The 14,307-nt window shown below is 71.6% G+C and carries 14 protein-coding genes; 11 read left to right on the forward strand and 3 right to left on the reverse strand.

Features of this window, described 5'->3' with window-relative positions; genetic code table 11:
• Positions 1-124 precede the first annotated feature (124 nt).
• The 6 genes from shc to CYQ11_RS26170 are packed head-to-tail and all read left to right on the forward strand — an operon-like array spanning position 125 to position 8,423.
• Positions 125-2,143, forward strand: a complete 2,019-nt coding sequence (gene shc, locus CYQ11_RS26145) for a squalene--hopene cyclase (protein ID WP_104651091.1) — start codon at positions 125-127, stop codon at positions 2,141-2,143.
• Complete coding sequence (locus CYQ11_RS26150) at positions 2,143-2,793, forward strand: phosphorylase family protein (RefSeq protein WP_099202908.1); 651 nt, start codon at positions 2,143-2,145, stop codon at positions 2,791-2,793. The genes shc and CYQ11_RS26150 overlap by 1 nt, the downstream gene beginning before the upstream one ends.
• Before the next feature lie 5 nt (positions 2,794-2,798).
• Entirely contained in the window at positions 2,799-3,821 is a 1,023-nt protein-coding gene (gene hpnH / locus CYQ11_RS26155) for an adenosyl-hopene transferase HpnH (protein WP_181143793.1), read from the forward strand.
• A gap of 7 nt (positions 3,822-3,828) precedes the next feature.
• Entirely contained in the window at positions 3,829-4,992 is a 1,164-nt protein-coding gene (gene ispG, locus CYQ11_RS26160; protein WP_099202766.1) for a flavodoxin-dependent (E)-4-hydroxy-3-methylbut-2-enyl-diphosphate synthase, read from the forward strand.
• 48 nt (positions 4,993-5,040) lie between these two features.
• Complete coding sequence (gene dxs / locus CYQ11_RS26165; protein WP_099202767.1) at positions 5,041-7,029, forward strand: 1-deoxy-D-xylulose-5-phosphate synthase; 1,989 nt, start codon at positions 5,041-5,043, stop codon at positions 7,027-7,029.
• A complete protein-coding gene (locus CYQ11_RS26170) occupies positions 7,026-8,423 on the forward strand; it encodes an aspartate aminotransferase family protein (protein WP_099202768.1) in 1,398 nt (465 codons plus the stop codon). Before dxs ends, CYQ11_RS26170 begins: the two co-directional genes overlap by 4 nt.
• A 28-nt stretch (positions 8,424-8,451) precedes the next feature.
• Here CYQ11_RS26170 and CYQ11_RS26175 read toward each other — a convergent pair whose 3' ends face one another.
• On the reverse strand, positions 8,452-9,270 hold the full coding sequence (locus CYQ11_RS26175; RefSeq protein ID WP_099202769.1) for a tyrosine-protein phosphatase: 819 nt from the start codon (positions 9,268-9,270) through the stop codon (positions 8,452-8,454).
• 181 nt (positions 9,271-9,451) lie between these two features.
• Here CYQ11_RS26175 and CYQ11_RS26180 point away from each other — a divergent pair, with 181 nt between their 5' ends.
• Positions 9,452-10,243: an SGNH/GDSL hydrolase family protein gene (locus tag CYQ11_RS26180; RefSeq protein WP_099202770.1), complete on the forward strand. Its 792-nt coding sequence runs from the start codon at positions 9,452-9,454 to the stop codon at positions 10,241-10,243.
• 29 nt (positions 10,244-10,272) lie between these two features.
• Here CYQ11_RS26180 and CYQ11_RS26185 read toward each other — a convergent pair whose 3' ends face one another.
• Positions 10,273-10,758 carry an ATP-binding protein gene (locus CYQ11_RS26185; protein WP_099202771.1) on the reverse strand — a complete coding sequence of 162 codons (486 nt, stop codon included), beginning with the start codon at positions 10,756-10,758 and terminating at the stop codon, positions 10,273-10,275.
• A 109-nt stretch (positions 10,759-10,867) separates the two neighbouring features.
• On the opposite strand from CYQ11_RS26185, the gene CYQ11_RS26190 reads away from it, so the two are divergent.
• The 3 genes from CYQ11_RS26190 to CYQ11_RS26200 all read left to right on the forward strand — a co-directional run bounded on the left by CYQ11_RS26190 (position 10,868) and on the right by CYQ11_RS26200 (position 12,935).
• Entirely contained in the window at positions 10,868-11,734 is an 867-nt protein-coding gene (locus CYQ11_RS26190) for a Sco1979 family transcriptional regulator (protein ID WP_099202772.1), read from the forward strand.
• 3 nt (positions 11,735-11,737) lie between these two features.
• Positions 11,738-11,998 (forward strand): DUF397 domain-containing protein, encoded by a 261-nt coding sequence (locus CYQ11_RS26195; protein WP_099202773.1) that lies wholly within the window; start codon positions 11,738-11,740, stop codon positions 11,996-11,998.
• Between the two features lie 82 nt (positions 11,999-12,080).
• Entirely contained in the window at positions 12,081-12,935 is an 855-nt protein-coding gene (locus CYQ11_RS26200; RefSeq protein WP_099202909.1) for an SAM-dependent methyltransferase, read from the forward strand.
• A gap of 9 nt (positions 12,936-12,944) precedes the next feature.
• Here CYQ11_RS26200 and CYQ11_RS26205 read toward each other — a convergent pair whose 3' ends face one another.
• Complete coding sequence (locus CYQ11_RS26205) at positions 12,945-13,505, reverse strand: carboxymuconolactone decarboxylase family protein (protein WP_099202774.1); 561 nt, start codon at positions 13,503-13,505, stop codon at positions 12,945-12,947.
• A 144-nt stretch (positions 13,506-13,649) separates the two neighbouring features.
• On the opposite strand from CYQ11_RS26205, the gene CYQ11_RS26210 reads away from it, so the two are divergent.
• The gene (locus CYQ11_RS26210; protein ID WP_099202775.1) at positions 13,650-14,303 is read left to right on the forward strand and encodes an alpha-ketoglutarate-dependent dioxygenase AlkB family protein; all 654 of its coding nucleotides are present in this window, start codon (positions 13,650-13,652) and stop codon (positions 14,301-14,303) included.
• Positions 14,304-14,307: the final 4 nt, after the last annotated feature.

Raw genomic sequence — 14,307 nt, forward strand, 5'->3', positions numbered from 1 at the left:
ATCTAGCACCACCTCGCGGTCGCCGGCCGGTGCCCTCGCTCTCGGTACCGGCCGACGGATACCCCCCAGTACGGCAGTCACAAGCAGTACGGCAGAGAAGAACTCACTGCATTAGGGGAAAGCCATGACAGCGACGACCGACGGCACCGGGGCGGTAGCGCCCCGCGCAGCCGAGGCCGGCCAGAGCACGACAGCACCGCCCCCGAGCCCGGCGGCCACCGAGCCGCCGAAGATCCGCGAAGCCGCGGAGCGGGCCGCCGCCCGGTCCGCCGAGCACCTGCTGTCCCGCCAGGACGAGCAGGGCTGGTGGAAGGGCGACCTGGAGACCAACGTCACCATGGACGCGGAGGACCTGCTCCTGCGTCAGTTCCTCGGGATCCGCGACGAACGGACCACCGCGGCCGCCGCCCGCTGGATCCGCTCCCAGCAGCGCCCCGACGGCACCTGGGCCACCTTCTACGGCGGCCCTCCCGAGCTCTCCGCCACCATCGAGGCCTACACCGCCCTGCGGCTCGCCGGAGACCCTCCCGACGCCCCCCACATGGCCGCCGCCTCGGCCTGGGTCCGGGAACAGGGCGGCATCGCCGCCTCCCGCGTCTTCACCCGGATCTGGCTGGCCCTCTTCGGCTGGTGGCGGTGGACCGATCTCCCCGAACTGCCGCCGGAGATCATGTACCTGCCGAAGTGGTTCCCCCTCAACATCTACGACTTCGGCTGCTGGGCCCGGCAGACGATCGTGCCGCTCACCATCGTCTCGGCCGCCCGGCCCGTCCGGCCGGCGCCCTTCAGCCTCGACGAGCTGCACACCGACCCCCGCCGGCCCCTCCCCGCACGGCGCACCGGCTCCTCCGGCGGCTGGCAGGGCCTCTTCCAGCGCCTGGACAAGGCGTTGCACGCCTACCGCAGAATCGCCGTCGGCCCGCTGCGTCGCTCGGCCGTCGACGCCGCCGCGCGCTGGATCATCGAGCGCCAGGAGAACGACGGCTGCTGGGGCGGCATCCAGCCGCCCGCCGTGTACTCCGTCATCGCCCTCCACCTCCTCGGCTACGACCTGGGCCACCCGGTGCTGCGCGCCGGGCTGGAGTCGCTGGACCGTTTCGCCATCTGGAGCGAGGACGAGGAGGGCGCCCCCGTCCGGATGATCGAGGCATGTCAGTCCCCGGTCTGGGACACCTGCCTGGCCGCGATCGCCCTCGTCGACGCCGGGGTGCGCCCCGACCACCCGGCGCTGGTGAAGGCCGCCGACTGGATGCTGGACGAGCAGATCCTGCGCTCCGGCGACTGGGCCGTACGACGCCCCGAACTGCCCCCGGGCGGCTGGGCCTTCGAGTTCCACAACGACAACTACCCCGACATCGACGACACCGCCGAGGTCGTCCTCGCCCTCAAGCGCGTGGCGCACCCCGATCCCGAGCGCGTCGAGACGGCCGTCCAGCGGGCCGCCCGCTGGACGCTCGGCATGCAGTCGAAGAACGGCGCCTGGGGCGCCTTCGACGCGGACAACACCAGCGCCTTCCCCAACCGGCTGCCGTTCTGCGACTTCGGGGAGGTCGTCGACCCGCCGTCCGCCGACGTCACCGCGCACGTCGTCGAGATGCTGGCGGTCCTCGGCAAGCAGCACGACCCGCGCACCCGGCGCGGCATCGAATACCTGCTGGCCGAGCAGGAGGAGTCCGGCGCCTGGTTCGGCCGCTGGGGCGTCAACTACGTCTACGGCACCGGGTCCGTGGTGCCCGCGCTGGTGGCCGCGGGACTGCCCGTCACCCACCCTGCGATCCGGCGGGCCGTGACCTGGCTGACCGGTGTGCAGAACGCCGACGGCGGCTGGGGCGAGGACCTGCGCTCCTACCGCGACCCCGAGTGGATCGGCCGCGGCGCCTCCACCGCCTCGCAGACCGCCTGGGCCCTGCTGGCCCTGCTGGCGGCGGGGGAGCGGGACGGCGAGGCGGTCGAGCGGGGCGTGGCCTGGCTCACCGAGACCCAGCGCGAGGACGGCTCGTGGGACGAGCCGCACTTCACCGGCACTGGCTTCCCGTGGGACTTCTCCATCAACTACCACCTCTACCGTCAGGTCTTCCCGCTCACGGCCCTCGGCCGGTACCTGCACGGCGAGCCCCCGTCCCCCGAGCGGCGGGAGGACTGATGATCACCGGCACGGGCACGCCCGCCCCCGCACCGCTGCTGATCGCCTGTGCGCTCGGCATCGAGCGCCTCGCCCTGCGCGGCGGTCTCTCCGGTGCGGCCGGGCCCGTGACCGTCCTGCGCACCGGCATGGGCCCGCAGGCGGCGGACCGTGCCGTGACCCAGGCCCTGGCCGACGGCTCCGTCCTGCACGACGCCGCCGTGATCGCCACGGGCTTCTGTGCCGGGCTGGCCCCCGGCATGCACCCCGGCGACCTGGTGGTCGCCGACGAGACGCGCGACAGCTCGGGACGCACCGAGTGCGTCGGCGTCGAACTGCTGGCCAAGGAGCTGGCGCGTGCCGTGCCCCGGCGCGTCATCCACACCGGGCCCCTCATCGGCGCGGACCACGTCGTGCGCGGCGCGGAGCGGGCCGCCCTGCACGCCGCGGGCGCACTGGCCGCGGACATGGAGTCCGCCGCCACACTCCGAAGCGCCGTGCGGGCCGGCACACGCCCGGTTGCGGCCGTACGGGTGGTCGTGGACGCTCCAGAACACGAACTTGTGCGAATCGGGACCCTGCGGGGTGGAATATCGGCTTTCCGTGTGCTGCGCACCGTCCTTCCGGCCTTTTTCGAATGGCACCGTTCTTTGCTGCTCCCCAGGAGGTGAGCCAGATGGCCATGCCGCTTCGCCAGACCATCCGGGTCGGGACCTATCTTTTTGAACAGAAGCTGCGCAGGCGTGAGAAGTTCCCACTGATCGTGGAACTGGAGCCGCTCTACGCCTGCAACCTCAAATGCGAGGGCTGCGGGAAGATCCAGCATCCGGCGGGGGTGCTCAAACAGCGGATGCCGGTGGCCCAGGCGGTCGGCGCGGTGCTGGAGTCCGGTGCCCCCATGGTGTCCATCGCGGGCGGCGAGCCGCTGATGCACCCTCAGATCGATGAGATCGTCCGCCAGCTGGTGGCGCGCCGGAAGTATGTCTTCCTCTGCACCAACGCGCTGCTGATGCGGAAGAAGATGGAGAAGTTCACGCCTTCCCCGTACTTCGCCTTCGCCGTGCACATCGACGGGCTGCGCGAGCGGCACGACGAATCCGTCGCGAAGGAGGGTGTGTTCGACGAGGCGGTGGAGGCCATCAAGGAGGCCAAGCGGCGCGGCTTCCGGGTCACCACCAATTCCACCTTCTTCAACACCGACACGGCCCAGACCGTCGTCGAGGTGCTCAACTACCTCAACGACGAATTGCGGGTGGACGAGATGATGATCTCTCCGGCCTATGCCTACGAGAAGGCGCCAGACCAGGAGCACTTCCTGGGCGTGGAGCAGACCCGCGAGCTGTTCAAGAAGGCGTTCTCGGGCGGCAACCGCAAGCGCTGGCGGCTCAACCACAGCCCGCTCTTCCTCGATTTCCTGGAGGGCAAGGCGGATTTTCCCTGCACCGCCTGGGCCATTCCCAACTACTCGCTCTTCGGCTGGCAGCGGCCCTGCTACCTGATGAGCGACGGGTACGTGCCCACCTACCGGCAGCTGATCGAGGAGACCGACTGGGACAAGTACGGCCGGGGCAAGGACCCGCGCTGCGCCAACTGCATGGCGCACTGCGGCTACGAGCCCACGGCCGTGCTCGCCACCATGGGGTCCCTCAAGGAGTCCCTGCGGGCCGCCCGGGAGACCGTCTCCGGGAACCGGGGCTGAGGGGACCATGGCCACGACGGAGCCGCTCTCCCTCGGCGTCCCCCAGGTGCCGGCCCGGCTCGCGGTGCGCCGCCCCTCGCGGCGCATCCAGGTCGGGTCGGTGCCGGTCGGCGGTGACGCCCCTGTGTCGGTGCAGTCCATGACCACCACGCGCACGTCCGACATCGGTGCGACGTTGCAGCAGATCGCCGAGCTGACGGCGTCGGGTTGTCAGATCGTGCGTGTGGCGTGTCCGACTCAGGACGACGCGGACGCGCTGCCGGTCATTGCGAGGAAGTCGCAGATCCCGGTGATCGCGGACATTCACTTCCAGCCGAAGTACGTGTTCGCGGCGATCGACGCGGGGTGTGCGGCGGTGCGGGTCAATCCGGGCAACATCAAGCAGTTCGACGACAAGGTCAAGGAGATCGCCAAGGCGGCTTCCGACGCGGGGACGCCGATCCGTATCGGTGTGAACGCGGGTTCGCTGGACCGTCGTCTGCTGCAGAAGTACGGCAAGGCCACCCCCGAGGCGCTGGTGGAGTCGGCGTTGTGGGAGGCGTCGCTGTTCGAGGAGCACGGCTTCCGCGACATCAAGATCTCGGTCAAGCACAACGACCCGGTCGTGATGGTCAACGCCTACCGGCAGCTGGCCGCCCAGTGCGACTACCCGCTGCACCTGGGTGTGACCGAGGCGGGCCCGGCCTTCCAGGGCACCATCAAGTCCGCCGTGGCTTTCGGGGCCCTGCTCTCCGAGGGCATCGGCGACACCATCCGCGTGTCGCTGTCGGCTCCGCCGGCGGAGGAGATCAAGGTCGGTATCCAGATCCTGGAGTCGCTGAACCTGCGCCAGCGTCGTCTGGAGATCGTCTCCTGTCCGTCCTGCGGCCGCGCGCAGGTGGACGTCTACAAGCTGGCCGAGGAGGTCACCGCCGGCTTGGAGGGCATGGAGGTGCCGCTGCGGGTCGCGGTCATGGGCTGTGTCGTCAACGGTCCCGGTGAGGCCCGTGAGGCGGATCTGGGTGTGGCGTCCGGCAACGGCAAGGGGCAGATCTTCGTCAAGGGCGAGGTCATCAAGACCGTTCCCGAGTCCAAGATCGTGGAGACCCTCATCGAGGAGGCCATGAAGATCGCCGAGCAGATGGAGGCGGAGGGCGCCCTCTCCGGGCCCCCCGCCGTCACCGTCCACTGACCGGGGGCTTTCGCCAGGAAAGGCCGGACCAACAAGGAGGGGGCCGTCGTGTCGTTGTTGGAGAACATCCGGAACCCCAGCGACCTGAAGGCGCTGGACCGGGAGGACCTCGCGGAACTCGCCGAGGAGATCCGCCACTTCCTCATTCACGCCGTGGCCAGGACCGGCGGGCACCTCGGCCCGAACCTCGGCGTGGTCGAACTGACGATGGCCCTGCACCGGGCCTTCGACTCGCCCGCCGACCGCATCCTGTGGGACACCGGCCACCAGGCCTACGTCCACAAACTGCTCACCGGCCGCCAGGACTTCTCCAAGCTGCGCGGCAAGGGGGGCCTGTCGGGCTACCCCTCGCGCGAGGAGTCCGAGCACGACGTCATCGAGAACAGCCACGCCTCCACGGTGCTCGGCTGGGCCGACGGCCTCGCCAAGGCCAACCAGGTGCTCGGGCGCTGGAACCGCCACGTCGTCGCCGTCATCGGGGACGGCGCGCTCACCGGCGGCATGGCCTGGGAGGCCCTCAACAACATCGCCGCCGCCAAGGACCGCCAACTGATCATCGTCGTCAACGACAACGAACGCAGCTACGGGCCCACCATCGGCGGCCTCGCCGACCACCTCGCCACCCTGCGCACCACCGACGGCTACGAGCGCGCCCTGTCCTGGGGCAAGGACGCCGTCCAGCGCCTGCCACTCCTCGGCAAGCCGCTGTACGAGTCGCTGCACGGCGCGAAGAAGGGCTTCAAGGACGCCTTCGCGCCGCAGGGCATGTTCGAGGACCTCGGGCTGAAGTACCTCGGCCCGATAGACGGCCACGACGTCGCCGCCGTCGAGTCGGCGCTGCGCCGCGCCAAGCGCTTCCACGGCCCCGTCCTCGTGCACTGCCGCACCGAGAAGGGGCGCGGCTACCAGCCCGCGCTGGAGGACGAGGCGGACCGCTTCCACTCCGTCGGGGTGATGAACCCGCTGACCTGCGAACCGCTGGCGCCGCCCGCCGGGAGGTCCTGGACGTCGGTGTTCGGCGACGAGATGGTGCGCATCGGCGCCGAACGCCCGGACGTGGTGGCCGTCACGGCGGCCATGCTGCACCCGGTGGGCCTGACGAAGTTCGCGGAGGCGTACCCCGACCGGGTCTGGGACGTGGGCATCGCCGAGCAGCACGGCGCCGTCTCGGCGGCCGGGCTGGCCACGGGCGGGCTGCACCCGGTGTTCGCCGTCTACGCCACCTTCCTCAACCGGGCCTTCGACCAGGTCCTGATGGACGTGGCCCTGCACAAGTGCGGGGTCACCTTCGTCCTGGACCGGGCCGGCGTCACCGGCACGGACGGGGCGAGCCACAACGGCATGTGGGACATGTCGATCCTCCAGGTCGTGCCCGGCCTGCGGATCGCCGCCCCGCGCGACGCCGGGCAGCTGCGCGCCCAGCTGCGCGAGGCCGTCGGCGTCGCCGACGCCCCCACCGTCGTGCGCTTCCCGAAGGAGGACGTGGGCCCGGACATCCCGGCCCTCGGCCGGATCGGCGGCATGGACCTCCTCGCCGGACCGGGAGCGTCCGGCGGCGACGTCCTGCTCGTCACCGTCGGGGCGCTGACCCGGATGGCTCTGGAGGCCGCCGACCTGCTGGAGGCCCGCGGCACCACCTGCACGGTCGTCGACCCCCGCTGGGTCAAGCCGGTCGACGAGGCGCTCCCCGCGCTCGCCGCCCGGCACCGGATGGTCGCCGTGGTCGAGGACAACAGCCGCACGGGCGGCGTCGGCTGGGCGGTGGCGCAGGCCCTGCGCGACGCCGGCGTCGACCTGCCCGTACGGACCTTCGGCATCCCCGAGCAGTTCCTGGCGCACGCCAAGCGCGCCGAGGTGCTCGCGGACCTGGGGCTCACCCCCGCCGAGGTCGCCGGACGCATCAGCGCGGTCCTGGCCCGCAAGGAGCCCGTGGACGGCCGCGGCGGCGGCGCGTCCCCCGGCCCTGCCGGCCCGGGCAGGAAGGCGGCCCTGGCCGGCAGGGCCGGCACAGCCGGTAAGGAGAGCGACAGCGCATGACCGCCGACGGCACCGAGGGATTCGATCTGGCCGCGCTGCTGCGCCGGCGCGGCGGCGAACGGTACGAGCTGCACGCCCGCCACCTCAACCACCAGCTGCCGCGCATGCTGCACACCATCGGCTTCGACAAGGTCTACGAGCGGGCCGAGGGCGCCTACTTCTGGGACGCCGACGGCCGGGACTACCTGGACATGCTCGCCGGCTTCGGCGTGATGGGGCTGGGCCGCCACCACCCCGTCGTGCGCAAGGCCCTGCACGACGTGCTCGACGCGCAGCTCCCCGACCTCACCCGCTTCGACTGCCCCCCGCTGCCCGGCCTGCTGGCCGAGCGGCTGCTGACCCACGCCCCGCACCTGGACCGGGTCTTCTTCGGCAACAGCGGCACCGAGGCCGTGGAGACGGCACTGAAGTTCGCCCGGTACGCCACCGGCAAGCCGCGCGTGCTGTACTGCGCGCACGCCTTCCACGGGCTGACCACCGGCTCCCTGTCCGTCAACGGCGAGGAGGGCTTCCGCAGGGGCTTCGCGCCCCTGCTGCCCGACACCGCCGTCCCGCTGGGCGACCTGGAGGCCCTCGAACGGGAACTGGAGCGCGGCGACGTGGCCGGCTTCGTCATCGAGCCGATCCAGGGCAAGGGCGTGCACATGGCGCCGCCCGGATACCTGCGCGCGGCACAGGACCTGCTGCGCCGGCACAAGGCCCTGCTCATCGCCGACGAGGTGCAGACCGGCGTCGGGCGGACCGGCGAGTTCTTCGCCTACCAGCACGAGCCCGGCGTGGAGCCCGACCTGGTGTGCGTGGCCAAGGCCCTCTCCGGCGGCTACGTCCCGGTCGGCGCGACGCTCGGCAGGGACTGGATCTTCAAGAAGGTCTACTCCTCGATGGACCGGGTCCTGGTCCATTCGGCCAGCTTCGGCTCCAACGCCCAGGCCATGGCGGCCGGCCTGGCGGTGCTCGCCGTCATGGAGGACGAGCGGATCGTCGCCAACGCCCGCGACACCGGCGAACTGCTGCGGTCCCGGCTGGCCGCCCTGGTCGGCAAGTACGAGCTGCTGCACGAGGTGCGCGGCCGGGGGCTGATGATCGGCATCGAGTTCGGCAGGCCCTCCTCGCTGGGCCTGCGCAGCCGCTGGGCCATGCTGCAGGCCGCGCGCAAGGGCCTGTTCGCGCAGATGGTGGTGGTGCCGCTGTTGCAGAAGCACCGCATCCTCACCCAGGTCTCCGGCGACCACGTGGAGGTCATCAAGCTGATCCCGCCGCTGATCATCAAGGAACGCGAGGTGGACCGCTTCGTGGACGCCTTCACGGCGGTCATGGACGACGCCCACAGCGGCGGCGGTCTGCTGTGGGAGTTCGGGCGGACCCTGGTCAAGCAGACGGTGACCAACCGGTGACCGCCGCCGGCCGGCGGCGGCCGTCCCGTCAGTCCGTGAGCAGGAGGTCGCGGAGCCGCTCGCGCGTGGCGGGGGCGAGCCCCAGCCCCTCGGCGAGGTAGCGGTCCGTGGTCCCCCAGGTCTCCGCGACGGCGGCGAACGCGGCGGCCAGGTACTCCGCCCGCGCCTCGAACAACGGCGACAGCAGCTCCATCACCTCGGGGGTCGCCTGACCGTCCATCGCGTCGCCGCGCCGGACGCGGTAGCGGCGGTGCGGCGCGTTCGACTCCAGGTAGTCGGCCTCGACGGCCTCGGGCGTCACACCGAGGGCCAGCAGCGTGACCGCGATCGACAGCCCGGCCCGGTCCTTGCCGGCCGCGCAGTGCATCAGGGCCGGCACGCCCCCGTCGGCGAGGGTGTGCAGGACCCGGCTGTGCTCCGCGGTGCGGGTGGTGATGATGGTGCGGTACGAGCGGGACATCCGGCCCGCGGCCCGGCCGTCACCCAGGACGGACCGCAGCACGTCCAGGTCGCCGTCCCGCACCATCCGCCAGAAAGCGCTGCCGTCGGCAGGGTCGGAGAGCGGGATGTTGACGTTCCGCACCCCGGTCAGGGCCACGTCCGGGCCCTCCAGCTCGATGTCGGCGGCGTTGCGGAAGTCGAAGACCGTGTGCAGGCCCAGCGACTTGAGGAACACCACGTCCTCCGCCGTCGCGTGGGCGAGGTGACCGCTGCGGAACAGGACGCCGGGACGGACGCGCCGTCCGTCGGCGGCCGGCAGCCCGCCCAGGTCACGGAAGTTGCGCACCCCCGCGAGGAGGGTTTCCGCCTGCGGTCTGTGCGACGGGACGTGCGGCGTCTGCGTCATGGGCACTCCTCGGGGCTCCGCGCGGCGGCGCGGTACGTCGGGCAGGGACGAAGGGGACACGAACGGCGACGCCGCATCGTATTCCGGGTGGGGCGACATTGCCGGGGTGGGATACATCACGGCACGTCAACCCCTGGTTACGGTGGCGTAGGTCACTTGTGAAGGTGAAAGATGTACTGACGTGGCAGACGATTCGAATTCTTTCAGCAAGGGCGCGATCGGGTCGTACGCAGCCGTCGGGGACAGCTTCACCGAAGGCGTCGGCGATCCAGGGCCCGACGGAACCTTCATCGGCTGGGCCGACCGACTGGCCGTACTCCTCTCCGACCAGCGGGACGAGCACTCCTTCCGCTACGCCAACCTCGCGGTGCGCGGCCGCCTCCTGGACCAGATCGTCGAGGAGCAGGTCCCCCGCGCCAAGGAGCTGGCGCCGGACCTGGTCACCTTCTGCGCGGGGGGCAACGACATCCTCCGGCCGGGCAGCGACCCGGACGACGTGGCCCAGCGCTACGAGGCGGCGGTGGTCCGGTTGAGCGAGTCGGTCGGCACGGTGCTGCTGTGCACCGGCTTCGACACCCGCGGCGTCCCCGTCCTCCGCCACCTGCGGGGGAAGATCGCGACGTACACCGCGCACGTGCGCGCCATCGCCGACCGGCACGACTGCCCGGTGCTCGACCTGTGGTCGCTGCGCTCGGTGCAGGACCGGCGCGCCTGGAGCGAGGACCGGCTGCACCTCTCGGCGGACGGGCACACGCGCGTCGCGCTGCGGGCCGCCCAGGTCCTGGGCCTTGAGGTGCCGGCCGACCCCGACCAGGCGTGGCCCGACGAGGAGCAGCGCTCCGCCGCCGAGGTGCGGCGCGACAACATCAACTGGGCGCGGGAGCACCTGGTGCCGTGGATCGGCCGCCGGCTGCGCGGTCAGTCCTCCGGTGACAACGTGGAGCCCAAGCGCCCGGACCTGCTTCCCCTCTAGTGTCACCACCCTCGCCCCGGCGGGGGCCTTCAGGGGGTGAGCCGCCCGTGCGGCAGATCGGCCCAGACGACGCGGCCCCGGCCGTCGTCGTCGGGCCGGACCCCCCACGCGTGGGAGAGCGCGCCGACCAGCAGCAGACCGCGTCCGCTCTCCTCGTCCGTCCCGCTGCACCGCGCTCTCGGCTCCGTCGGGGCGTGCCCCTGGTCGACGACCTCGATGCGCAGCCCCGTGCCGCTCAGCCGCAGCTGACAGCTGACCTTGTCGCTGTCGGTGTGGCGCACGGCGTTGGTGACCAGCTCCGACACCACCAACTGGGCGTCGTCGCACGCCATTTCGTCCATTCCCCACTCCCGCAGCCGCGCGAGGACTCGTCGTCGCGCCTCGGCCACCGAGGTCGTGAGGGCCGGGAAGTGGAAGGCGTCCTGCCGACGGCCGGGGAGAAAGCTGCCGCAGAGCCCGAGCGAGAGTGCGTCATGGGAGGGGACCACTCCGCAACTATGTGCGATGCGGCTCATCTGTGGCAAGGTTCAATCTGCAAATTACAGAATCGCAAGGACAGTCTGTCGGCTCGGCAGACTGCGTGGCACACTGCTGGCATATGACGGCAGTTGGAGGGGGTGGACAGTGGCGGACGCGCGGCCGGCGGGCGCTCCGACGGTCCTGAGGGTCGTGCTCGGCAAGCGGCTCCAGGACCTGCGGGAGAAGGCCGGGCTCTCCTACGAGGAGGCGGGCCGCGCCCTGGACGTCACGCACGCCACCGTCCGGAGGATGGAGAAGGCCGAGGTCGGGCTGAAGATCCCGTACGTCGAGAAGCTCCTCCGCGTCTACGGCGTGCTCGACGCCGAGGAGGTCGAGGGCTTCCTCGCCCTCGCCCGCGAGGCCAACCGCCCCGGCTGGTGGCACCGCTTCCGCGACGTGCTGCCCGAGTGGTTCAGCGCCTTCGTGAGCCTGGAGGGAGAAGCCAATCTCATCCGCGCCTACGAACCGCACTACGTCCCCGGCCTGTTGCAGACCGAGGACTACGCCCGGGCCGTGCTCCGCGCCGGCATGCCGCACGCCCCGGAGGCCGACGTCGAGCGTGCCGTCGCGGTCCGCCGGCAGCGCCAGGCCCTGCTCACCCGGGACCGGGCGCCGCTGCTGTGGGTGGTGATGGACGAGACCGTCCTGCGCCGGCCCATCGGCGGCCCGGAGGTCATGCGGGCCCAGCTCGACCGGCTCGTCGAGGCCACCGACCTGCCCCACGTACGCCTGCAGTTGATGCCGTTCGCCGCCGGACCGCATCCGGCGATGTACGGCCCCTTCCACATCTTCCGGTTCCCGATCCGGGAACTGCCGGACATCGCCTACGCCGAGAACCTCGTCGGCGCCTCGTACTTCGACCAGCGCGACGACGTGTCGGCCTTCCTCGAGGCGCTGGACCGCATGTGCGCGCAGGCCGCGCCGGCACACACCACCAAGGCAATCCTGGGTGGCATTCGTAAGGAGATCTGAACCATGGATCTGGAGCACGTCTACAACGGCATGCCCGCGACCGACCTCGGTACCGAAGGCTGGAGCAAGCCGTGGAGCGGCGGCAACGGCGGAAGCTGCGTCGAGGTGATGCGGCTGTGCGACGGCCGGGTGGCCCTGCGCCAGTCGACCGACCCCGGCGGCCCCGCACTGATCTACACGCGTCACGAGATGGAGACCTTCATCCGGGGCGCCAAGGCCGGCGAGGCCGACTTCCTGCTGGCCGGGCCGCGCGCCGGCGAATAGCCGCGCACGGCGTCCAGCCGCACGCGGTGGGACGGCCGTATCAGATGCGTACCGAAGGGGACAGCGCGTGAGCGAGCACGACATGGGAGTACCGGGACCGGGCATCGACGAGGTGGGCTTCCCGGTCGAGGACATCGACACCAGCAGACCGCATCCGGCCCGGATGTACGACTACTACCTCGACGGCTGGGACAACTACGAGGTCGACCGGGCCGCGGCCGAGCGCGTCATCGAGGTACACCCGCAGGTGCGCCTCTCCGCCCGGGCCAACCGCGCGTTCCTGCGGCGCGCCGTCCGCGAGGCCGTCGGCTCGGGCATCCGCCAGATCCTCGACATCGGCACCGGCATCCCCACCTCGCCCAACACCCACGAGGTGGCGAGAGAGGTCTCCCCGGACGTCCGGGTCGCCTACGTCGACAACGACCCCATCGTGGCCACCCACGCCGGGGCGAGACTCACCGACGAGGGCGGCACGGGATTCGCCCTCGGGGACGTCCGGTCCCCCGGGGCGATCCTGCGGGATCCCGTCGTCCGCGGGCTGATCGACTTCGATGAGCCGGTGGCGCTGCTGCTCGTCGCGGTCATGCACTTCGTCAAGGACGAGGAGGACCCGGCCGGCATCGTCGCCACCCTCGGTGACGCCCTGCCCGCCGGCAGCTGGCTCGTGCTCTCCCACGCCACCGAGGAGCCCTACGAGGCATACGAGGGCGGACGCACCGACTACGCCGCCCGGGACGGCGTGGTGAACGTCTACAAGAACGCCACCGCCCCGCTCAACCTGCGCCGCCGCGCCGCGATCGAGCCCCTCTTCGGAGACTTCCGGCTCCTGGAGCCCGGCCTCGTCCGGGTGCCGCTGTGGCGCCCGGACGGTCCGGTGCCGGGGGCCGAGGAGCTCAACAACACCGTCTTCTACGGAGGAGTGGGCCGCAAGGGCTGACCGGGAGGGTCAGACCGCGGGCCGCGCCGGGACGTCGCAGGAGTCCTTGAAGCCCTGGCTGGTCAGCCCCAGCGCCGAGTTGATGCGCGAGCGGAGGTTCTCCACCGCCACCATCGCGGTCAGCTCGACGAACGCCTCGTTGCCGAGCCGCCGGCGCAGCCGCTCCGCCAGGTCGTCCTCGACGGCCGGCGGGGTGAGGCTCATCGCCTCGGCGTACTCCATGACGTCCCGCTCCAGCGGGGTGTAGGCGTCGCTCTCCCGCCACCGGGGCACGTCGCGCAGCTTGTCCTGCGCCATGCCCTGGTTGTGGCTGAGCCAGTAGCCGAAGTCCATGCACCACGAGCAGCCGATGGTCGAGGCCGACGCCATCACGGCGAGTTCCTTGAGGCCGGAGTCGAGCTTGTTCCAGCGCGCCACCGACTTCTCGAAGCGGGCGTCGGTCATCAGCACCTTCGGGTGGTGGGCCAGCGCCAGGAGCGGATCGATGACCTTGCCGTAGGTGCGCTTGCTGTACCAGGCGGTGATCCGGTTCAGCAGGGTGCGGGGCGGGTCGAGCGGGATGCGGGCCATGGCCGGTGCCTCCATCGGTCAGAGGGGCGGTTGCTTTCGACCGTACGACGGACCGCGGGGTCCCGGGCGTGACATCCTTCCGAAAGTTTTTTGACGTCGCAGGTCAGAGCCGGTGTGTCAGGGGGCTGTCCTAGTCTTGGCGGCATGGACGGTGAGCTCTTCCCGAGGCCTTCGGCCGAGGTCGCCCCGGGAGCCGTGCACGTCCCCGGCTGGCTCGGCCCGGCCGACCAGCGGCGCCTGCTGGCCGCCTGCCGGCGCTGGGCCGCGCCGCCCGCCGGCCTGCGGACGGTCCGGATGCCGAGCGGCGGGGAGATGTCGGTCCGCACGGTCTGCCTCGGCTGGCACTGGTTCCCCTACGGCTACGCCCGTACCGTCGTCGACGGCGACGGGGCGCCCGTCAAGCCGTTCCCGGCGTGGCTGGGCGAGCTGGCCCGGGACGCGGTGGCCCGGGCGTACGGGCGCGAGGCCGGCCCGGAGCCGTACGACATCGCCCTCGTCAACTTCTACGACGCCCGGGGAAAGGCGAAGATGGGCCTGCACCGCGACGGCGACGAGAAGTCCCTCGCGCCGGTCGTCTCGCTCAGCCTCGGTGACACCTGCGTCTTCCGCTTCGGGCACCCGGGCGGGCGCACCCGCCCCTGGACGGACGTGGAGCTGCGCAGCGGTGACCTCTTCGTCTTCGGCGGCCCCTCCCGGCTCGCCTACCACGGCGTTCCCCGCACCCTCCCCGGCACCGCGCCGCCCGCGCTGGGCCTCGACGGCAGACTGAACGTCACCCTCCGGGTGAGCGGGCTGTAGCCCG

This window comes from Streptomyces cinnamoneus (genome assembly GCF_002939475.1).
Taxonomy (GTDB): Bacteria; Actinomycetota; Actinomycetes; order Streptomycetales; family Streptomycetaceae; genus Streptomyces; species Streptomyces cinnamoneus_A.